Source organism: Microbacterium sp. CIAB417, assembly GCF_022788845.1.
Window position 1 is genome coordinate 121,342 of sequence record NZ_JAHZUT010000008.1, and the last position, 19,111, is coordinate 140,452.

At 71.0% G+C, this 19,111-nt stretch carries 21 protein-coding genes; 14 read left to right on the plus strand and 7 right to left on the minus strand.

What is annotated here, in order from left to right; all coding sequences use genetic code 11:
• The first annotated feature begins 40 nt into the window (after positions 1-40).
• A complete protein-coding gene (locus KYX17_RS26500; RefSeq protein WP_243231612.1) occupies positions 41-1,342 on the plus strand; it encodes a hemolysin family protein in 1,302 nt (433 codons plus the stop codon).
• Positions 1,343-1,443: 101 nt separating this feature from the next.
• Entirely contained in the window at positions 1,444-1,851 is a 408-nt protein-coding gene (locus KYX17_RS26505; protein ID WP_243231614.1) for a glucose-6-phosphate dehydrogenase, read from the plus strand.
• A 6-nt stretch (positions 1,852-1,857) separates the two neighbouring features.
• Here KYX17_RS26505 and KYX17_RS26510 read toward each other — a convergent pair whose 3' ends face one another.
• Positions 1,858-2,787, minus strand: a complete 930-nt coding sequence (locus KYX17_RS26510; RefSeq protein WP_243231616.1) for a diacylglycerol kinase family protein — start codon at positions 2,785-2,787, stop codon at positions 1,858-1,860.
• Positions 2,788-2,979: 192 nt separating this feature from the next.
• Between KYX17_RS26510 and KYX17_RS26515 the strand changes: the two genes are divergently transcribed.
• Positions 2,980-3,612 carry a metalloregulator ArsR/SmtB family transcription factor gene (locus KYX17_RS26515; RefSeq protein ID WP_243231617.1) on the plus strand — a complete coding sequence of 211 codons (633 nt, stop codon included), beginning with the start codon at positions 2,980-2,982 and terminating at the stop codon, positions 3,610-3,612.
• Positions 3,613-3,623: 11 nt separating this feature from the next.
• Here the strand turns inward: KYX17_RS26515 and moaA are convergent, their stop codons facing one another.
• On the minus strand, positions 3,624-4,682 hold the full coding sequence (moaA, locus tag KYX17_RS26520; protein WP_243231618.1) for a GTP 3',8-cyclase MoaA: 1,059 nt from the start codon (positions 4,680-4,682) through the stop codon (positions 3,624-3,626).
• Between the two features lie 208 nt (positions 4,683-4,890).
• On the opposite strand from moaA, the gene KYX17_RS26525 reads away from it, so the two are divergent.
• The 4 genes from KYX17_RS26525 (at position 4,891) to cydC (ending at position 10,904) form a co-directional block, all read left to right on the plus strand.
• Entirely contained in the window at positions 4,891-6,336 is a 1,446-nt protein-coding gene (locus KYX17_RS26525) for a cytochrome ubiquinol oxidase subunit I (RefSeq protein WP_243231619.1), read from the plus strand.
• 10 nt (positions 6,337-6,346) lie between these two features.
• Positions 6,347-7,378, plus strand: a complete 1,032-nt coding sequence (cydB, locus tag KYX17_RS26530) for a cytochrome d ubiquinol oxidase subunit II (protein WP_243231620.1) — start codon at positions 6,347-6,349, stop codon at positions 7,376-7,378.
• Between the two features lie 110 nt (positions 7,379-7,488).
• Positions 7,489-9,192: a thiol reductant ABC exporter subunit CydD gene (gene cydD, locus KYX17_RS26535; RefSeq protein WP_243231624.1), complete on the plus strand. Its 1,704-nt coding sequence runs from the start codon at positions 7,489-7,491 to the stop codon at positions 9,190-9,192.
• A complete protein-coding gene (gene cydC / locus KYX17_RS26540) occupies positions 9,189-10,904 on the plus strand; it encodes a thiol reductant ABC exporter subunit CydC (protein ID WP_243231626.1) in 1,716 nt (571 codons plus the stop codon). Before cydD ends, cydC begins: the two co-directional genes overlap by 4 nt.
• Position 10,905: 1 nt before the next feature.
• Here cydC and KYX17_RS26545 read toward each other — a convergent pair whose 3' ends face one another.
• From KYX17_RS26545 to KYX17_RS26565, 5 genes are all read right to left on the minus strand, one after another.
• On the minus strand, positions 10,906-11,496 hold the full coding sequence (locus tag KYX17_RS26545) for an N-acetyltransferase (RefSeq protein WP_243231627.1): 591 nt from the start codon (positions 11,494-11,496) through the stop codon (positions 10,906-10,908).
• Positions 11,497-11,567: 71 nt separating this feature from the next.
• The gene (locus KYX17_RS26550; RefSeq protein ID WP_243231630.1) at positions 11,568-12,599 is read right to left on the minus strand and encodes an ABC transporter ATP-binding protein; all 1,032 of its coding nucleotides are present in this window, start codon (positions 12,597-12,599) and stop codon (positions 11,568-11,570) included.
• Positions 12,596-13,399 (minus strand): ABC transporter permease, encoded by an 804-nt coding sequence (locus tag KYX17_RS26555; RefSeq protein WP_243231633.1) that lies wholly within the window; start codon positions 13,397-13,399, stop codon positions 12,596-12,598. Before KYX17_RS26555 ends, KYX17_RS26550 begins: the two co-directional genes overlap by 4 nt.
• A complete protein-coding gene (gene modA / locus KYX17_RS26560) occupies positions 13,396-14,187 on the minus strand; it encodes a molybdate ABC transporter substrate-binding protein (RefSeq protein ID WP_243231635.1) in 792 nt (263 codons plus the stop codon). Before modA ends, KYX17_RS26555 begins: the two co-directional genes overlap by 4 nt.
• A gap of 1 nt (position 14,188) precedes the next feature.
• Entirely contained in the window at positions 14,189-14,581 is a 393-nt protein-coding gene (locus KYX17_RS26565) for a molybdopterin-binding protein (protein WP_243231638.1), read from the minus strand.
• Between the two features lie 123 nt (positions 14,582-14,704).
• Between KYX17_RS26565 and KYX17_RS26570 the strand changes: the two genes are divergently transcribed.
• The 7 genes from KYX17_RS26570 to KYX17_RS26600 all read left to right on the plus strand — a co-directional run bounded on the left by KYX17_RS26570 (position 14,705) and on the right by KYX17_RS26600 (position 19,111).
• On the plus strand, positions 14,705-15,145 hold the full coding sequence (locus tag KYX17_RS26570) for a hypothetical protein (RefSeq protein ID WP_243231639.1): 441 nt from the start codon (positions 14,705-14,707) through the stop codon (positions 15,143-15,145).
• Positions 15,146-15,216: 71 nt separating this feature from the next.
• Positions 15,217-16,308 carry a ThiF family adenylyltransferase gene (locus tag KYX17_RS26575; RefSeq protein WP_243231641.1) on the plus strand — a complete coding sequence of 364 codons (1,092 nt, stop codon included), beginning with the start codon at positions 15,217-15,219 and terminating at the stop codon, positions 16,306-16,308.
• A complete protein-coding gene (gene glp / locus KYX17_RS26580; RefSeq protein ID WP_243231644.1) occupies positions 16,305-17,540 on the plus strand; it encodes a gephyrin-like molybdotransferase Glp in 1,236 nt (411 codons plus the stop codon). The genes KYX17_RS26575 and glp overlap by 4 nt, the downstream gene beginning before the upstream one ends.
• Entirely contained in the window at positions 17,537-18,013 is a 477-nt protein-coding gene (gene moaC / locus KYX17_RS26585; protein WP_243231645.1) for a cyclic pyranopterin monophosphate synthase MoaC, read from the plus strand. The genes glp and moaC overlap by 4 nt, the downstream gene beginning before the upstream one ends.
• Entirely contained in the window at positions 18,010-18,621 is a 612-nt protein-coding gene (locus tag KYX17_RS26590) for a molybdenum cofactor guanylyltransferase (protein WP_243231646.1), read from the plus strand. Before moaC ends, KYX17_RS26590 begins: the two co-directional genes overlap by 4 nt.
• Entirely contained in the window at positions 18,618-18,878 is a 261-nt protein-coding gene (locus tag KYX17_RS26595) for a DUF6457 domain-containing protein (RefSeq protein WP_243231647.1), read from the plus strand. Before KYX17_RS26590 ends, KYX17_RS26595 begins: the two co-directional genes overlap by 4 nt.
• On the plus strand, positions 18,878-19,111 hold the full coding sequence (locus KYX17_RS26600) for a MoaD/ThiS family protein (protein WP_243231649.1): 234 nt from the start codon (positions 18,878-18,880) through the stop codon (positions 19,109-19,111). The genes KYX17_RS26595 and KYX17_RS26600 overlap by 1 nt, the downstream gene beginning before the upstream one ends.

The window sequence follows — 19,111 nt, forward strand, 5'->3', positions numbered from 1 at the left end:
TGACCCCGGGCGTCTGCATGCACATCGAGGAGGTCGGCCGGTGAACGGCGACCTCCTTCTCAATATCGCCCTCGTCATCGTCTTCGTCCTCATCGGCGGCGTGTTCGCCGCCACGGAGATGGCGCTCGTCACCCTCCGCGAGAGCCAGGTCAACGCGCTCGCGGCGCGGGGCAAGCGCGGTCGCAAGGTCGCCGATCTCGCCCGCAACCCCAACACCTTCCTCTCCGCCGTCCAGATCGGCGTGACGGTGGCCGGTTTCGCCTCGGCCGCGTACGGCGCCTCATCCATCGCACCGTCGGTGACGCCGCTGTTCGTGTCGCTCGGACTCGCCGATGCCGTTGCGGCGACCGTCGCGACGATCGTGCTGACCCTCGTGATCGCCTACCTCTCCCTCGTGCTCGGCGAACTCGTCCCCAAGCGCCTCGCGATCCAGCGCAACGCGCAGTTCGCCTATGCCGTCGCCCCGGTGCTCGGCGGATTCGCACGGTTCATGCGCCCCGTCATCTGGCTGCTGTCCGTGTCGACGAACGCCCTCGTGCGACTGCTCGGCGGCGATCCGAACAAGACCACCGATGAGCTCACCGACGAGGAGCTGCGCGACATCGTCTCCAGCCATGAGGGCTTGCCGGAGGACGAGCGCCGCATCCTCGACGACGTGCTGTCGTTGCGCGACCGCCAGATCAGCGAGGTCATGCGACCCCGCCCCGAGGTGATCGCGCTCGACGCCCGTGAACCGATCGATGAGGCCGCCGCGCGCGTCAAGGACCTGCCGCACTCGCGTTACCCGGTCATCGACGCGTCGATCGACGACATCGTCGGGTTCGTGCACGTGCGCGACATCTTCGACGCCGCGTCCGCATCCGGCCGTGACGAACTGGCTTCCATCGCCCGCGAGATCTCGTACCTCCCGTCCTCCGCACGCGTGCTGCCGACTCTCACAGGGATGCGGGCGCAGGGCCACCACATCGCGGTGGTCGTCGACGAATACGGCGGAACGGACGGCATCGTCACGCTCGAGGATCTCGTCGAGGAGGTCGTCGGCGAGATCTTCGACGAGTACGACACGGATGCGGTCGCCGAAGCGCTCAGCGCGGAGGGCGGCACGGTCGACGGACGGCTGAACCTGCAGGACTTCGAAGAGGCGACGGGCATCGCGATCCCTCGCGGCAGCGCCGACACGGTCGCCGGCTACGTGGTCGAGAGGCTCGGGCGCCTGGCCCGCGTGGGCGACGCCGTGGAGATCGACGGCGCGACGATCCGCGTGAGTGCGATCGATCGCCGCCGGATCAGTGAACTGCACGTGACCCGCGCGGCGGCACCCGCGCAAGAGATCCCGAACTGATCGCTCCCGGCGGGGGCGGGGGCGCCCCGCCCCCGCCAGGTGATCTACCGTTGTAGAGGCAGGATCGGTGCACCCGAAGCGCCCCCGCCAGGAAGGACCCCGTGAGGATCGCATCGTCATCGGACTGGCGGCAGAACATCCCCTTCGAGACCCCGCTGCTGGTCGCCGACATCGCGCCCGGAGAACCGGGACGATGCGCATCCTGCCCCGCCGACGCGCCCGCGCGCGAGCGCACGGAACTGTGGGCCGTCAAGCACCGCCACCCCAACAACCACGACGGATTCGTGCGCTTCTACTGCGCCGAGCATCGCCCGGAGCCGCCTCGCGCGTCCGCGCCCGCGGCGCCGGCGACGCGCCCGAAGCGCACCGCGGCACGTCAGGCAGCCCCTGCCCGCACGAGCGCGCCGAAGCCCGTGGTTCCCGAGCGCGCCCGCGCCGTGTGTCCCACGTGCTTCCTCGAGGCGAACGCCAACGGCGTGTGCGGCATGTGCGGCGAGCAGATCGCCTGAGCCCGATCAGCGAACGCGCAACGCCCCAGGCTCGACGCTGACCGCGAAGCCGGTGACCTCGCCGACCTCTTCGCCGTCGATCTCGAACGCGCACGGCTCGAACAACTCGACGCGCAGCCGCCGAGCCTGCGCGTGTCGCGCCGACTCCGTGCTCGTCGCCGAACGCTCGCGGTCGAACAGGCGGAGGATGCCGTTGTCCCACATCGCGGTGCGCAGGGTCTCGAGCCAGTCGCCGACACCGGCGGCGCTCATCACGAGCACATCGAGCAGTCCGTCGTCGAGCTGGGCGTCGGGGAAGAGGGTGACTCCACCCTGGATGGCGCCGCAGTTGCCCACGAGCAGCGTGTGGGCCTCGACGCTCTGCGCCGGCTCGTCGTCGAGCGCGAGGCGGACATCGATCACGCTCGACGACGACAGCGCGCGTCCCATCGCGGCCACATAGGCGAGCCACCCCGCTTTCGACTTCAGGTCGTCGTCGGTCTCGGCGAGCATCTGCGCGTCCAGGCCGAATCCCACCATCACGACGAAGGCGTGACGCTCGGTGCCGTGCTCCCGCGTGAGATCGACCCAGCCGATGTCCATCGATCGCGACTCCGACGTCAGGGCCCGTCGCATCGCGGCAGGCAGACTCAGCAGCGGCACGCCGAGATTGCGCGCCAGGAGATTGCCGGTGCCGCGCGGCACGATGCCGAGGGCGACATCCGTTCCGGCGAGCCCCTCCGCCACCGCCCGCACGGTACCGTCGCCGCCCGCGGCGATGACCAGATCGCACCCGGCTTCGACGGCCGCGCGCGCGGGCCCCTGCCCCGGGTCCTCGGGGGTCGTCTCGAACCACTCCGGCTCGGCCTCGGCGCTGACACCGGCCCACGCGCGCGCAAGATCCTCGCGCTTCGTCTTGCTCGGGTTGTAGACGATGGCGGTGCGGGATGCGGGCATGCACACATGCTCTCACCCTCCGCGCGGCGCCCGGCTCCGCTTGCGGAGGCGAGCACGGTATGACGATCTCCCGGCACGAGCCGTGGATAATCCACAACACCCTCCGCGCGAATGCGCGATCGGAACTGTGGAACCTCGGAAATGTTGTGGTCTGACCTTTCAATTTCATCCGAAAACATGAACAATGAAGGCATGACCCGCCCCGGCTACAGCGCGATCTCCAGCTACTCGCGCGTCCAGATCCTCCACGTTCTGCAGAAGCGCGGACAGCGCACGGTCGCCGAGTTGTGCGAGGCGACCGAACTCCACCCGAACACGGTTCGCGAGCACCTGCAGCGTCTGCTCGACGGCGGCTACATCGTGGCCGAGACCGAGCACCGGACCACCCGCGGCCGCCCGCGGGTGCTGTACAGCACCACCTCGGACCGCCGGGGCATCAGCGTCATCTCGCAGCGCAAGGTGCGCGAGGCCGCACAGCGCGGCGACCTCATGCGCCGCATCATGCCGTGGACGAACGTGACCGACACCGGGCTCACCCCGGATGCCGTGCACCAGATCGACGCTCTCGTCGAGGACCTCGGCGACGCCGGGTTCGACCCGATCGTCGACGAGGCCGAGCTCACCGTCGACATCTCCCCCTGCCCCAACGCGGGAGCCGACCCCGATCACCGCGAGACGCTCTGCGACGTGCATCTGGGACTCATGGACGGCGTGCTCGCCGAGGCCGGCGGCCCGCTTCGCGTGGACAAGATGGCCGCCTCGTGCGACCCGCGCAACTGCGTCGTCAAGCTGATGCTCGCGCAGCGGGTGCCGCTACCGGCATGATCGAACGGCCCTCAGCCGCCGATCGCGTTCATGCCCCGCGACGGCTGCAGGAACGAGGGGTCATCGATGGCGTGTCCCGCGAGTTTTCCGGCGATGCACGAGCGCAGCATGGCGTCGACCTGCGCGTCCGACGCACCCCCGCGCAGCAGGGGAACGAGGTCGTACTCGGTCGTGGAGAACAGGCAGTTGCGCAGCTGCCCGTCGGCGGTCAACCGCATCCGGTCGCAGTCACCGCAGAACGGCGCCGTGACCGACGCGATGACACCCACCGTGTGAGGGCCGCCATCGAGCGTCCAGCGCTCGGCGGGCGCGCCACCGCGGCCGGGCACGGGGGTCAGCTCCCACCGGCGGCCGAGCGCTTCGAGGATCTCCTCGCGAGTGACCATCTGCGATCGGTCCCAGGTATGACCGGCATCCAGCGGCATCTGCTCGATGAAGCGCATCTGCGCGTCGTGCGCGATGGCGAACTCGACCAGGTCGACCAGCTCGTCGTCGTTCACCCCGCGCATCGCGACGGCGTTGAGTTTGAGCGGGCGGAGCCCGGAGGCTGCGGCAGCGGCGATCGCTTCGCGCACCTCCTCGAGACGGTCGCGCCGCGTGAGCTCGGCGAAACGGTCGCGCCGCAGCGTGTCGATGGAGATGTTCAACCGGCTGAGTCCCGCCGCGACGAGCTCGGGCAGCAGCTCGGGCAGGCGGATCCCGTTGGTCGTCATCGCGATCGCGACCGGTCCCTCGGGGGATTCGATGCGCGCCAGGCGCGCCACGACGTCCACGATGTCGCGGCGCAGCAGGGGCTCACCGCCGGTCAGCCGGAAGGTGCTGATCCCGTCGGCGGCGGCGATGCGGGCGACGCGTTCGATCTCGTCGGTCGTCAGGATGCTGTTGCGCGCGAGCCACTCGTTGCCCTGCTCGGGCATGCAGTACGTGCAGCGCAACGAGCAGCGGTCGGTCAACGAGATGCGGAGGTCCCGATGCACCCGGCCGAACGCGTCGACGAGCGGATCGCCCTCTCGCTGCTGCCCCGCATCCACCGGCGGCGTGCGGCGCAGCTGGAGCGGGATCGCCGTCATCCTCTGACCTCCGCCGCTCGATCGCCCATGACACGAGGGTACGTGCCGCGCCCGGACACCCGGCGCGGATCGGCGTGGAAATTGCTCGTCATTATTCACGGCCGCCCCCTGCGGCCATCTCATTTCGAACTGCGACACTGTGCCGCAACCTCTGATCCGACCGGTCCTGCGGCCGGGAGTCGAGGCGAGGGCTCTGAAGGGGACGCTCATGGATTTTCTTGATCCGCTCGCGCTCGCGCGCTGGCAATTCGGTCTGACCACGCTGTACCACTATCTGTTCGTGCCGCTGACGCTGGGCATGGGCCTGATCGTCGCGATCTTCCAGACCTGGTGGGTGCGCACGGGCGAGACCAAGTGGCTCCAGCTGACTCGCCTGTTCGGCAAGATCTTCCTGATCAACTTCGCCATGGGCGTGGTGACCGGCATCGTGCAGGAGTTCCAGTTCGGCATGAACTGGTCGGCGTACTCGCGCTTCGTCGGCGATGTGTTCGGCGCTCCCCTCGCCTTCGAAGGCCTGCTCGCCTTCTTCTTCGAGGCGACCTTCATCGGGTTGTGGATCTTCGGCTGGGACCGCCTGTCCAAGCGCGTGCACCTCGCCACGATCTGGTGCGCCTGGATCGGCGCGACGATGTCGGCGTACTTCATCCTCGCCGCGAACTCCTTCATGCAGAACCCCGTCGGCTACACGATGTCGCCCGACGGCACCCGCGCCGAGATGACGGACTTCTTCGCGGTGCTCACCAACCGCGTCGTGCTCGCCACGTTCCCGCACACGATGTTCGCGGCCATCATGTTCGCCGCCACCGTCGTGGTCGCCGTGGCCGCCTGGCACCTGGCCCGCGGGCAGCACTTCGAGGCGATGCGTCCCGCCCTGCGCTTCGGGATGTGGACGGTCATCATCTCCTTCGCCGGCACCGCCATCTCCGGCGACCTGCTGGGCCTGCAGATGGTCGCGACCCAGCCGATGAAGATGGCGGCCGCGGAGGCGCTGTACAACACCGCCTGCGGATCGGATGCCTCCTTCTCGATCTTCTCCCTCGGCACTCCCGACGGGACGAGCGAGATCTGGTCGTTGCGCGTGCCGTACCTGCTGTCGTTCCTGTCCACCCACACGCTCGACGGCTGCGTGGAGGGCATCAACAACCTGAACGCCGAGTACACCCAGAACTGGCCCGTGTTCGCCGACCAGCTGGGTGGCGACCTGCCCTTCGCCCCCACCATCTGGATCACCTACTGGTCCTTCCGCTGGATGATCGGCTTCGGCGGTCTCGCAGCCGTGATCTCCGTGGTGGGCCTCTGGCTCACCCGCAAGAAGGCGAAGCGCGCCGTCCCGCAGTGGGCGTGGCGCGTAGCTATCTGGTCGGCACCGCTGCCCATGTTCGGCAGCCTCGTCGGCTGGCTGTTCACCGAGATGGGACGTCAGCCGTGGATCGTGTTCGGTCTCATGCTGACCCAGGACGGAGTCTCACCCAGTGTTCCGGGGTGGAACGTGCTGATCTCCCTGATCGCGTTCACCCTCACGTACGCGGCCCTGGCCGTCGTGGAGTTCGGCCTCATCCTGAAGGCCGCGAGGAAGGGGCCCGAGCCGATCCCCGACCCCGGGGACGGCGAGAGCGCCGACGACGATGCCCACCGCATGACCACGGTCTACTGAGGAGCTCGCCATGGATCTCGCATACCTCTGGTTCTTCATCGTCGGCGTGCTGTTCGTCGGATACTTCGTGCTCGACGGCTTCGACTTCGGCGTCGGGATGTCGCTGCCGTTCCTCGGCAAGGACGACATTGGCAGACGGCAGATCATCAACACGATCGGCCCCGTCTGGGATCTCAACGAGACGTGGGTCATCGTCGCCGGCGCGTGCCTGTTCGCGGCGTTCCCGGAGTGGTACGCCACCCTGTTCAGCGGGTTCTACCTGCCGCTGCTGCTCATCTTGCTCGCCCTGATCGCCCGCGGTGTCTCGTTCGAGTACCGGCACCAGCGCGACTCGCTGCGCTGGAAGAAGGGCTTCGACACGATGATCGTCGTCGGCTCCGCTCTTCCTGCGCTGCTGTGGGGCGTGGCCGTCGCGAACATCGTGCAGGGCGTGCCGCTGGATGCACACCACGAGTTCACCGGCTCGCTGCTGACGCTCCTGAACCCGTACGGTCTGCTCGGCGGTGTCACCACCCTGCTGCTGTTCTTCACGCACGGCGTGTACTTCGTCGCCCTGAAGACGGACGGCCAGGTGCGCACCGACGCCCGCAAGCTCGCGCGCACCTCGGGCCTGCTGACGATCGTGGTCGCTGCCGCGTTCTTGGGCTGGACGGTCGTGAACGCGATGGGCGCCCAGGCTCCCGCGCTGCCGCTCGTGATCGTCTGCGCCGTTCTCGCGGCCGTGCTGCTGATCGCGTCGGTGCTGGCCAACGCCACCGACCGCGAGGGATGGGCGTTCGGCTTCGGCGCGGGCACCGTCGCGTTCGCCGTGCTGACGCTGTGGCTCGCGCTCTTCCCGAACGTCATGCCGTCCTCGACGGACCCGGCGGGCACGCTGACGATCGAGAACGCCTCGAGCACCGACTACACCCTCACGATCATGACCTGGGCGGCGGTGGTGTTCCTGCCGCTCGTGTTGCTCTATCAGGGCTGGACGTACTGGGTCTTCCGCAAGCGCGTGATGCGCTCGCGGATCGAGAAGGCCGCGGCGGTCGTCCACTGACTGCTCTCATCCGCTCCTCCCCTTCGGAGCGGATGAGGGCACACCCCGTCGGACCGGCGGATGCTCCCGGGCATCCGCCGGTCCGACGGCATATGAGGCAGGATCGAAGAGTGAGTACGGACGCCGCCACCCGCGCGTCGGGCAGTAACCGCCCGATCGATCCGCGGCTGCTGCGATACAGCTCCGCGTCGCGCCACTTCCTGTTGATCACCGCCGCGATCGTGCTCGCGCAGACCGGTGTGATCATCGGCTTCGCGTGGCTGTTGACGACGGCGCTGGTCGGCGCGATCGCCGGCGAGCCCGTCGAGACCCTCCTTCCGGCACTCGGGGGCGCGGCGGCGCTCGCGCTCCTGCGCGGACTGCTGATCGCCGCATCCGAGCGCACCTCGGCCGTGGGCGCAGCGCGGGCGTCGCTCCAGCTGCGTGCGGCCCTGGTGAGCGCGGTCGACCGGCTCGGCCCCGCGTGGCTCTCCCGCCGCAACAGTGCGGCGCTCGCGGTCACGGCGGGCCACGGTCTCGAAGCGCTCGACGCCTACTTCGGCCGCTACCTGCCGCAGCTGGTCGCCACCGCGATCACGATGCCCATCCTGATCGTGACGATCCTCGTCTCGGACCCGCTCTCGGGCCTCATCGTCGTGCTCACCATGCCGCTCATCCCGCTGTTCATGGTGCTGATCGGCCTCGCCACCCAGACCGTGCAGCGCCGCCAGTACGGCACCCTGCAGCATCTGGCGTCGCGCTTCGCCGACACCGTGGCGGGTCTCGGAACTCTCAAGGTCTTCGGGCGCCAGCACCGCGCCGCGCGCAGCATCGAGAGGGTCACCGGCGACTACAAGCGCGAGACGATGGCGGTGCTGCGCGTCTCGTTCCTGTCCGGTTTCGCGCTCGAGTTCCTGGCGTCCATCTCCGTGGCGATCATCGCCGTCGAGATCGGCTTCCGTCTGCTGGGCGGGCAGATGCCGCTGCTGGTGGGCCTGTTCGTTCTCCTGCTCGCGCCCGAGGCGTATCTGCCATTGCGACAGGTGGGCGTGCAGTTCCACGCCGCCGCGGAGGGCGTCGCCGCGACCGACGAGATCTTCCGGACCCTGGACGACGCCCGCGCCCTCACGCCGGCCGCCCCCGTCAGCTCCGCTGCGGCACCCGCACCGACCGATGCACCTCTGCTGCGCCTGCGCGAGCTGCGCGTAGCTCGCGGCGACCGCGTGATCGGCCCGATCGATCTGGATCTGTCAGCCGGAGAGATCGTGCTGCTCGAGGGCCCCAGCGGCGCGGGCAAGTCGAGCATCCTCGCCGCCCTGCTCGGCTTCGCCGACTACACGGGTCGTCTCGAGGTGGCCGGTATCCCCGCGACGGATGCGGCCGCGCGCGGCATCCTGGCGTGGGCGGGGCAGCGGCCGGGACTGGTGACCGGATCCGTCGCGGAGAACGTCGCCCTCGGCGACGACCGACCCGATGAGGCTCTCGTGGCGCGGTGCCTGGCGGACGCGGTCGCCGATGTCGACGGCGCCGTCATGCTCGGCGTGTCCGGAGCGGGTCTGTCGGGCGGTCAGGCACAGCGCGTCGCGGTCGCACGCGCCCTGTACCGGATGCGGCGCCGCGGTACGCCCGTGCTCGCACTGGACGAGCCGACGAGCGCCCTCGACGCGCACACCGAGGCGGAGCTCTGGCAGACGGTGCGGCGCGCGGCCGACACCGAAGGCGCCGCTGTCCTGCTGATCTCGCACCGGCCGACGGCGCGGACGATCGCCGACCGTGTGATCGCAGTGTCGTCCACCGCCGCTCTCGGCTCCGCGGTGGAAGGGGGCGCGGCGTGAGAACCTCCGACGTCCTGCGGTCGGCGCAGCCGCCGCTGCGCAGCTTCTGGTGGGCGCTCGCGGCAGCAACAGGGACCGCCGTCAGCGCGATCGCTCTGCTCGCGGCCAGCGCCTGGCTCATCACGCGCTCCGCCGAGCAGCCGGCCGTCATGTACATCACCGCCGTCGTCGTGGCCGTGCGCGCGTTCGCTCTCGGCCGCGGCGTCTTCCGCTATCTCGAGCGTCTGAGTGGACACGACGCCGCGCTCGGACGTCTCGCCACCGTGCGCGCCGACCTCGTGCGGCGAATCGTGCCGCTCGCCCCCGATGGCCTGGGCACGACCCGCCGCGGGGCCCTGCTGTCCCGCCTGGTCGACGACGTCGACGAACTGCAGAACCTCCCCCTGCGCGTCGTCATGCCGCTCGCCACCGCGACCCTCGCCTCGGTCGCGAGCGTCGTGTTCACCGCCTTCCTGCAGCCGATCGCGGCCGCCGTGCTCGCGGTGTGCCTCGCGGCGGCGTTCGCCTTGGCCGCGTGGGTGGGCTGGCGGGCCGGCGCGCGGGCCGAGAACCGCATCGCGCCGCTGCGCTCGCACCTTTCCGACGCCCTCCTCGACCAGCTGACGACTCTCGATGTGCTCACCGCGTTCGACGCCACGGATGCGGCTCGCAGCCGCATCCGTCAGGCCGACGAGCGGCTGCGCCGGGCCACGGTGCGCCGCGCGGGTGCGCAGGGGCTCACCTCCGGCGCGGTGTCGCTCGTCGCCGGGATCGCCTCGCTGGCCACCCTCCTCGCCTGCGCGGCCCTGCTCGGGCAGGGCGGCTTCGACGGACCGGCCCTGGCCGTCGTCGTGCTCCTGCCGATGGCGGTGTTCGAGGTCTTCGGGGCTGTTCCCCTGGCTCTCGCCGCCTGGCGCCAGGTGCGCACGGCCGCCGAACGCGTCGCCGAGACCGTGCCCGACGAGGTGCCCGCGGGACTCCCTCGCGACGAGCCGTCGGCGACGGGAGATGCCCCGCCCCTCGGTGACGGACTGCACTTGTCGGGCGTCTCAGCGCGCTGGCCCGACCGCCTCGACGCTCGCACGTTCCGCGACGACGCGGCGTCCGCATCCGTCGACGATTCCGGCCGATTGGCGGACATCGACCTCCACGTGCGCCCCGGCGAGCGCGTGCTGGTGACGGGCCCGAGCGGTGCAGGCAAGACGACTCTGGCGCACGTTCTCGTGCGCTTCCTCGACTACGGGGGGTCCTACCTCATCGGCGGGCGCGAGGTGCGCGAGATCTCCGGCGATGACCTGCGCCGCACGATCGGCCTCTGCGAGCAGTCCCCGTACCTGTTCGACGAGACACTCCGGCAGAACCTGCTCTTCGCCCGCGAGACCGCGGACGACGCGGACCTCTGGGACGTGCTGGAGCGCGTCGGGCTCGCCGAATGGGCGCGCGAGCGTGGCGGGCTCGACGCCGACCTCGGCGAGCGCGGCGCGCTCGTGTCCGGTGGGCAGGCGCAGCGGATCGCGCTCGCACGCGCTCTGCTCGCGCGGTTCCCCGTGCTCGTGCTCGACGAGCCCACAGCGGGCGTGGATCCGGCCGCATCCGATCTGCTTCTGCGCGACCTGCTGAGCGCCGTCGATGAGGACCGCGCCGTCGTGCTCATCTCGCACGTCGCACCGCCGGAAGGGCTCGTGGATAGGGAAGTGCGTCTCGAGAACGGCCGGCTGGCGGCATCCGCCTGACTCAGAGATCGAGGGTGAACAGCTGGGCGCCCTCGGGCGAGGCGGCGCGCACGAACCCGAGACGGTCGTAGAACGCCAGCGCTCCGACGTTGCGCGCGTCCGCGCCCAGGTGCAGGCCGCGCACGCCGCGCTCGCGCAACGCGGCGACGAGCGTTGCGACCAGACGCCTCCCGGTGCCCTGCCCCTGCAGCACGGGCAGCAGGTCGATGTGCAGGTGCGCGGGGTGGGTGGTGCGCAGCGCACTGCTCTCCGTGCGCGAATCCGCTTCGGCGACGATCGCCCGCTGCCGAGCGTTCGCGTCCGGCAGCGCGTAGCGCGCACGGTGGGCGGGCCACCAGTCCCGTGCGAACCAGGCGTCGAACGCGATCGTGTCATCGGTTGCGACGATGTAGCCCGCCGGGCGGCCTTCTGCATCCTCCGCGACGAAGGCGAGGTCAGGATGCCGCTCGAGGTAGGGCAGGAGGTACAGGTCGGCCCAGAGGCCGTCGTCGGTCAGGATCCCTCTGCCGTCGGAGCCGGCGGCCGCCGTCGCGAGACAGACCGCCGCCAGCGCGTCTTCATCGCCCGGACGGAACGGACGGATGACTCCCATGCGCCGAGCGTACCTCCCCCTCCTGTGCGCCCCGCGGGCAGGCCGGCCCCTCCCGACGGGGGTGAGGGGTTTCAGGCGGGGCGGATGCGGACGCGCTCGGGGTCCACGGCGAGCGTGACCTGCGCACCCGGTCCCAGACCGCGGACCGCGAGCTCGTCGAGCGACACGTCCACGGCGATCCCGCCCGTCGCGGTGTGCACGCGCGCGCCCGCGATCGTGGGTTCGACGCGCACGACCAGGGTCGGCCACGAGCCGGGCGTTTCGGCGCCCACGATCCGCACGTCCCCCGGGCGGAAGATGGCGGCCCCTTCCGCCGCGGGGAGAAGGTCTCCGCGCCCCTCGATCAGTACCCCGTCCACGACGACTCCGCCGGATGCGGGGACGCCGACCACGCGGTTGAGTCCGGCCAGCGAGGCCACGAACGCCGTCGCCGGCGCGGCGAGCACCTCGCGCACCGTGCCCTCCTGGGTGAGCCGGCCGGCCTCGATCACCGCGACGCGATCGGCGAAGGCGACCGCATCCACCGCGTCGTGCGTCACCAGCACGCACGTGCGCCCCACGAGGTGTTCGGCCAGCAGGGCCCGGATGCCATCCGCCGTCACCGGATCGAGCGAGGTCAGCGGCTCGTCGAGCAGCACGAGCCGAGGGGATGCGGCGAGCGCCCGCGCGATCGCGACGCGCTGCTGCTGTCCACCGGACAGATCCGCCGGCCGCCGCTGGCCCGCATCCGCCAGGCCCACGCGCACCAGCCACTCCTGCGCCAGCGACCGCGCGACGCGTGCGGGCATGCCGGCTGCGCGGGGCCCGAACGCCACGTTCTCGCGCGCGCTCAGGTGCGGGAACAGGTGGGGGTCCTGCCCGAGCAGTACGGTCCCTCGCCGGGCTGCCGCGAGCTGGAAGCGCGGGGTCGAGACCTCGTCCTGGTCAAGGACGATCCGCCCGTCGCTCAGCGGCACGAGGCCGGCGAGCGCGTCCAGCAGTGTCGACTTCCCCGCACCGCTCGGGCCCATGATGGCCACCGTCTCGCCCGGCGCCACAGACAGGGCGACGTCGAGGTCGAACCCAGGCCGCGAGACATGGATGCGGGCCTGCACCGCGGTCATCGCACCGCCCCCGGCCGCCAGGCGCGCACGAGGAGCAGAACGAGAACGGCGGTCGCCAGCAGGAGCAGCGAGAGCGCCACGGCGGTGCCCTGCGACACACCGGCCCCGTTGAACGCGGTGTAGATCGCCAGCGGCATGGTCTGGGTGACGCCCGGCGCGTTGCCGGCGAACAGGGCCGTCGCGCCGAACTCGCCGATCGCCCGCGCGAAGCACAGCACGACGCCGGCGACGAGGCCCGGAGCGGCGAGGGGAAGGGTGACGCGGCGCAACACCGTCCACCGACCGGCGCCGAGCGATGCAGCGGCGCGTTCGTAGCCCGTTCCGATGGCACGCAGGGAACCCTCCACCGCGAGCACGAGGAACGGGAGGGCGACGAAGACCTGCGCCATGACGACGGCCGCCGTCGTGAAGGGCACGCGCACCCCGATCGCGTCGAGGGCGTCGCCGAGCACCCCGTTGCGTCCGAAGAGATACAGCAGCGCGACGCCGCCGACCATCGGCGGCAGCACGAGCGGCACCGTGACGAGCGCACGCAGCACGGCGGCGGTGCGAGAAGCCGCACGCGCGATGAGCAGGGCGAGCGGCACGCCGACGACGACGCAGACGACGGTGGCGAGCACGCCGGTTCCGAGCGAGAGCGAGAGCGCGCTGAGTGCGGACGGCGAGGTGATGTCAGCGGCGAACGTCGACCACTCGACCCGGCCGATGAGCGCGACCAGGGGCACCAGGAGGAACGCGAGCCCGATCGCCGCGGGGATCGCGAGCGAGCGCGGCAGATGACCCCGCGGCGTCCCGCTCACGGTGCGCCGAAGCCGTGCGAAGCGAGGATCTGCTGGCCGCGCTCACCGCGCACATAGGCCACGAAGGCCGCGGCGGCCGCCGCATCCGGAGCGTCGTTCAGCGCGACGATCGGGTACCGATTGACGACGGCTCCCGCCCCGTCGGGCGTGAGGGAGTCCACGTCGTCGCGGCCCTTCACATCGGTCGCGTAGACCAGACCCGCGTCGGCCTCGCCGGCGGCGACCTTCGTCAGCACCGCGGTCACGTTCTGCTCCTGGCTGACCGGGGTGACACTGACATCCGCCGCGCTCAGCAGCTTCTGGGATGCGGCGCCGCACGGCACTTCCGGCGCGCACAGGACGACGGTCGCGCCGGGCTTCGCGAGGTCGGCGAGCGATTCGATGTCGGCGGGGTTTCCTGCGGGCACGGCGATGACGAGCGTGTTCGTGGCGAACACCTGCGGGTCTTGGGCGAGGCCGGCGTCCACCACCTTGTTCATGTTGTTCTCGTCCGCCGAGGCGAACACGTCCACGGGTGCTCCGCCGATGATCTGCGTCGCGAGCGTCGACGAGCCGTCGTAGGAGATCGGCTGGATCTGCACACCCGGATACTGTTCCTCGAAGCCCGCGGCGATCTCGTCGAACGCGGCGTTCAGGGATGCGGCGGCCGAGATCGTGAGCGTTCCGCTCAGCTCCGTGGTGGCGGACGTGCTCGATGCGGGAGTCGGCGCGGCGGCTCCGGCGCAGCCGGCGAGCAGGAGGGCACCGGCGGCGACGACACCGATGAGCGAGAAGCGACGAGCGGTCATGTCAGTCCTTCGGGGTCTCGACGATCACGGTCGTCGCCTTCACGACGGCGACGGCGAGCGAACCCGGCTCGAGAGCGAGGTCCCGGGCAGACTCCGCCGTCATGAGCGAGACGACCCGGTGCGGACCGGCCTGGATGTCGACCTGGGCCATCACCCCGTCGATCTGTACCCGGGTCACGAGACCCACGAAGCGGTTGCGGGCACTCGAGAGCACGTCGCTCGGATCATCGGATGCAGCGGCGAGCTCGCTCGCGCGCGCGGCGAGCGCGTCGCCGGGGATCTCGACCGGGGTGGCATCGGTCGTCGGCAGGATGCCCTGGTCGATCCATCGCCGGATGGTGTCGTCGCTGACGCCGAGCAGCCGAGCGGCGTGAGACACCTTGAAGGAGTGCATGCAGATGACGATATCCGCATTCGCGGCTCAAGGAGTTCGATTGCCCCGCATTCGCGGATCATTGGGCCCACACGATGCCGCGGAAAGCCCCTCCGGCGGAAGCGACGCGAATATCCTGGCGACATGCCCGACGAGTCATCAGTGAGTCTTCCGTCCCCGTGGGGTGCGTTCACCCGGGATTCCGTGACGTCGCTCGACGGCGAGGTCAGGCTCTTCGAACGGTTTTCGGTCGCCGGCGACCCTCACCTCACGCTCGAGACCGGCGACGTGGCGATCGCTGCGGGGCTTCTGAAGCGGCTCGAGGAGTTCCTGTCTCATCGCGCGCAGTGGGACCGGGCAGCCACCGACGCGGTGGTCATCGAGTTCAGTTCCGAGGACCCGACGAAGGCCGAGCTCGACGAAGCGGCTGACGACCTCAGGGCCGAGCAGATCGTGATCCTCCCCGACGGCGCCGTCACGGTTCACTTCAACGACACGTGCGGTCAACATTTCTTGGACGGATACTGGCCTGCCGTCCACTTCGGTCCCGACGACACCATCACGCAGGTCACCGTCGAGTCCTGAGGATGCTGAGTCGCGCATAACCCCGGTGTCCGCCCGATCCGATGCCCGCCGGCCGCGGCTACCCTGGGGTCATGCCCCTGCCCGCGCTCGTCGAGCCGGTTGCCGCGCTGTCGGAATCCGAGCGCGCGCGCACCGCGCGCCATGCCGTCCTCGCCGGCTTCGGTGAACTCGGCCAACGTCGCCTGGCCGCCGGCCGCGTCGCCGTCATCGGCGTCGGGGGCCTCGGTTCTCCGGTCGTACTCGCGCTGGCCGCCGCCGGTGTGGGCGAGCTCATCGTCATCGACGACGACGAGGTCGAACTCACCAACCTGCAGCGTCAGGTGCTCCACCGCGTCGAGGACGTGGGCGCCCCGAAGATCGACAGCGCCCGCCGCGCCGCCGCGGACCTGGGCTCGGCGACGGTCGTCACCGGCATTCGTGCGCGCATCGACGACACCAACGCCGACGACCTCCTCGCGACCGCCCACCTGGTCATCGACGGCAGCGACACCTTCGCCACCCGTGCGGCCGTCGCCGCCGCGTGCGAACGCCGCGGCATCCCGCTCGTGTGGGGAACCGTGCAGGAGTTCGCGGGCCAGGTGACCGTCTTCTGGTCGGCACCGCCGAACGACGTCGCCCCTGTCGTGCTGGCAGATCTGTACCCGCCGGAGACGGTGGGCGAGGTGCCGTCCTGTTCCCAGGTGGGCGTCCTCGGGGCGTTGTGCGTGCAGGTCGGCGGAGCGCTCGCGATCGAGGCCGTCAAGCTCATCACCGGCATCGGCGAGCCGTTGCTGGGCCGCATCCTCTTCATCGACGCCCTCACCGCTCGCGTGCGCGAGGTCCCCCTGCGCCCGAGCGGACAGAGCCCGACGCCGGCACCCGATCCGCTCCCCGAGATCCCCGAGATCGACACGGTTGAGTTCGACGAGCGCCGGGCCGCCGGCCTCGCGGTGCTAGATGTGCGCGAGCCGGAAGAGACAGAACTGGGAACCGTTCCCGGCGCTCGACTCGTGCCGTTGGCTGCGGTCCTGGAGAATCCCGCTGCGCTCGGCGCCGGGCCCTATGCGGTGGTCTGCAAGGCCGGGATGCGGGCGCACCGCGCCGCCCGCGCCCTCGCGGCAGCGGGAGCCGACGTGGTCGTGCTGGCAGGCGGCATGGACGCGTGGATCGGAGGGCGCGCATGAGCATCCGCACCGTCGAGGAACAGCTCGCCCTCGTGCTCGCCGAGGTGGCGACGCTACCCTCCGAACGGGTCGCGACCGCGGCCGCGGCGGGTCGCACGACCGCCGCGCCGGTGCGCGCTGGCGTCGACATCCCGGTGTTCGAGAACTCCGCGATGGACGGTTTCGCGGTGCGCTTCGCCGACGTCCGTGCCGCCACGGATGCCGCACCGAGCCGGTTGCGCGTCGTCGCCGACCTTCCTGCCGGCACAGCCTTCGACCCCGATCTGGGTCCCGGCGAAGCCGCGCGCATCATGACCGGCTCTCCCGTGCCCACCGCTGCCGACACGGTCGTGCCGTTCGAGCACACCGCGGGCGGTCTCGACGATTCGCTGGGCGAGGTCGCCGTGCTCGTTCCTCCGCCAGCACCCGGCGCTCACGTGAGACGACGCGCCTCCGACCTCTCGGCCGGAGATGTGGTGATCGATGCCGGCGTGCTGCTGGGTCCGCTGCAGATCGCGGCGGCCGCTGCGGCGGGGGTCGGCGAGCTCGAGGTGACGCGAGTCCCCCGCGTCGCCGTGATCTCGACCGGTGACGAGCTCGTGGCTCCCGGGCTTCCGCTTCGACGTGGACAGATCCCCGAGTCGAACAGCATCCTGCTGGCCGGCCTCGCCGCAGCCGCGAGCGCCGATGTCGTCCTCCGCGCAAGCGTCGACGACACGGACGCGTCGCTGCTCGCGGTGCTTCGCGACGCGCAGGATGCCGGCGCGGACGTCGTGATCACCTCCGGCGGCGTCAGCGCGGGCGCGTACGAGGTCGTCAAGAACGCCCTGAGCGGCGATATCGCCTTCCCGAAGGTCGCGATGCAGCCGGGTAAGCCGCAGGGTTTCGGACGCCTCGCCGCAGGTCCTCTCCTGTTCGCGCTGCCGGGCAACCCCGTCTCGTCCGCCGTGTCGTTCGAGGTGTTCGTGCGCCCGGCTCTGATGCGGATGCTGGGGCGCGCGGCACTGCATCGCGACGTGATCCGCCTGCCCGCGACCACCGGATGGCGCACACCGCCCGGCCGGCGTCAGTACCTGCCCGCCTCGATCGACCGCTCCGATCCCACCGGCTGGCGCGTGGGACCTGCCACCGCGGGCGGCTCCGGCTCGCACCTCGCGGGCGGTCTCGCACGCGCCGAGGCATACGCGGTGGTGCCCGCGGAGGTCGAGGAGGTCCGCGAGCGCGATCTCGTCGATGTCATGCTGATCTCATGAGCTTCACCCACCTGGATGCGGCGGGTCACGCCCGCATGGTCGACGTCACCGCCAAGCAGCCGACCGTCCGTTCGGCGACGGCCCGCGGCTTCGTGCGCACCTCCGCCGGCATCGTCGCAGCGCTGCGCGATGGCGCGGTCCCCAAGGGCGATGTGCTGGCCGTCGCCCGCATCGCCGGCATCCAGGCGGCCAAGCGCACCCCCGACCTGCTGCCGCTCGCGCACGTGATCGGCGTGCACGGCGCCGTCGTTGACCTGCTGGTCGTGGACGACGGCGTCGAGATCGAGGCGACCGTGCGGACGGCCGATCGCACCGGCGTGGAGATGGAAGCACTCACGGCGGTGAGCGTGGCCGCGCTGACCGTGATCGACATGGTCAAGGCGATCGACAAGTCCCCCTCGATCGAGAATGTGCGGATCGTCCGCAAGGAGGGCGGCAAGTCCGGCACCTGGCAGCGTCCGGGCGAGGCATGACCGACCTGCAGGCCATCATCCTGGCGGGTGGACGAGCCGCGCGACTGGACGGCATCCCGAAACCGCTCGTGCGCATCGAGGGCGCCACGCTGCTCGAGCGCGCGGTCAGCGCGGCACGCTCTGCAGGAGCTGCGCCCGTCATCGTCGCCGGACCCGAGGTGCGGCCTGCACCCGACGACGTTCGGTGGGTCCGGGAGGACCCGGTGTTCACCGGACCCGCGGCGGCGCTGCACGCCGCGATGGCCGTCGCGACCGATGCCCCCTGGACCCTCGTCCTGGCGGTGGATCTCGTCCGCCCCGCCGAGGCGGTCGCCCGCCTGATGGCGGATCGGGAACTGCTGCCCGCCGACACCGACGGCGTCTGCCTCGGCGATGCCTCCTCCCGTCCGCAATGGCTCACGGGGCTCTACCGCACCGCCGCGCTCGCACGCGGAACCGCATCCCTTGGCGACGAAGGCAGGGATCAATCGGTTCGTCAGATCATGGCAGAGCTCGCGATCGCTGTCGTGCGCGCGCCGGACGAGGTCGTGGCCGACATCGACACGTGGCAGGATCTGCAGGATGCGGGCGCCGTCGCGCCCGGCATCGAGAAGGAGGAGGACCGATGAGCGAGCACCTTCCGCCGGAGGCTCTGGACGAATGGGCGGCGCAGATCGCCGAGCGTCTGGGGCTCACGCCCGACGACCTGCCGATTTCGGCCGTGCTGGATCTGGCGGGCGTCGTCGCGCGCGGCGTCGCGCGTCCCGCAGCGCCCGTGAGCACTTTCGCGGCGGGGCTGGCGGCTGGACGCGCCGGCGGCTCGGCAGAGGACGTGCGGCGGGCGATCGCCGAGATCGCCGACCTCGTCGCCGAACGCGAGGCCTGATGGCGCACGTGCGCTACTTCGCTGCTGCCGAGGAGCTCGCCGGGCGCGCCGAGGAGCACCGCGCGGAGGCGACGGTCGGAGAGCTGCGTCGTGCTCTGGCCGCGGAACGCCCGGGACTCGGCGGCATTCTGCCGCGCTGCGCCGTGCTGGTCGCCGGGGCGCGGCGCGACGACGATGCGCCGCTGGATGCCGACACCCTGGTCGACGTGCTGCCGCCCTTCGCCGGCGGCTGA

Excerpts from the sequence above, each read along its gene's own strand:
- modA (WP_243231635.1), bottom strand. The coding sequence starts at position 14,187 with ATGACCGCTCGTCGCTTCTCGCTCATCGGTGTCGTCGCCGCCGGTGCC.
- KYX17_RS26575 (WP_243231641.1), top strand. The coding sequence starts at position 15,217 with ATGCCCCTGCCCGCGCTCGTCGAGCCGGTTGCCGCGCTGTCGGAATCC.
- KYX17_RS26590 (WP_243231646.1), top strand. The coding sequence starts at position 18,010 with ATGACCGACCTGCAGGCCATCATCCTGGCGGGTGGACGAGCCGCGCGA.
- KYX17_RS26515 (WP_243231617.1), top strand. The coding sequence starts at position 2,980 with ATGACCCGCCCCGGCTACAGCGCGATCTCCAGCTACTCGCGCGTCCAG.
- moaA (WP_243231618.1), bottom strand. The coding sequence starts at position 4,682 with ATGACGGCGATCCCGCTCCAGCTGCGCCGCACGCCGCCGGTGGATGCG.
- moaC (WP_243231645.1), top strand. The coding sequence starts at position 17,537 with ATGAGCTTCACCCACCTGGATGCGGCGGGTCACGCCCGCATGGTCGAC.
- KYX17_RS26545 (WP_243231627.1), bottom strand. The coding sequence starts at position 11,496 with ATGGGAGTCATCCGTCCGTTCCGTCCGGGCGATGAAGACGCGCTGGCG.
- KYX17_RS26600 (WP_243231649.1), top strand. The coding sequence starts at position 18,878 with ATGGCGCACGTGCGCTACTTCGCTGCTGCCGAGGAGCTCGCCGGGCGC.
- KYX17_RS26570 (WP_243231639.1), top strand. The coding sequence starts at position 14,705 with ATGCCCGACGAGTCATCAGTGAGTCTTCCGTCCCCGTGGGGTGCGTTC.
- KYX17_RS26550 (WP_243231630.1), bottom strand. The coding sequence starts at position 12,599 with ATGACCGCGGTGCAGGCCCGCATCCATGTCTCGCGGCCTGGGTTCGAC.
- cydB (WP_243231620.1), top strand. The coding sequence starts at position 6,347 with ATGGATCTCGCATACCTCTGGTTCTTCATCGTCGGCGTGCTGTTCGTC.
- KYX17_RS26525 (WP_243231619.1), top strand. The coding sequence starts at position 4,891 with ATGGATTTTCTTGATCCGCTCGCGCTCGCGCGCTGGCAATTCGGTCTG.
- KYX17_RS26595 (WP_243231647.1), top strand. The coding sequence starts at position 18,618 with ATGAGCGAGCACCTTCCGCCGGAGGCTCTGGACGAATGGGCGGCGCAG.
- glp (WP_243231644.1), top strand. The coding sequence starts at position 16,305 with ATGAGCATCCGCACCGTCGAGGAACAGCTCGCCCTCGTGCTCGCCGAG.
- KYX17_RS26565 (WP_243231638.1), bottom strand. The coding sequence starts at position 14,581 with ATGCACTCCTTCAAGGTGTCTCACGCCGCTCGGCTGCTCGGCGTCAGC.
- KYX17_RS26510 (WP_243231616.1), bottom strand. The coding sequence starts at position 2,787 with ATGCCCGCATCCCGCACCGCCATCGTCTACAACCCGAGCAAGACGAAG.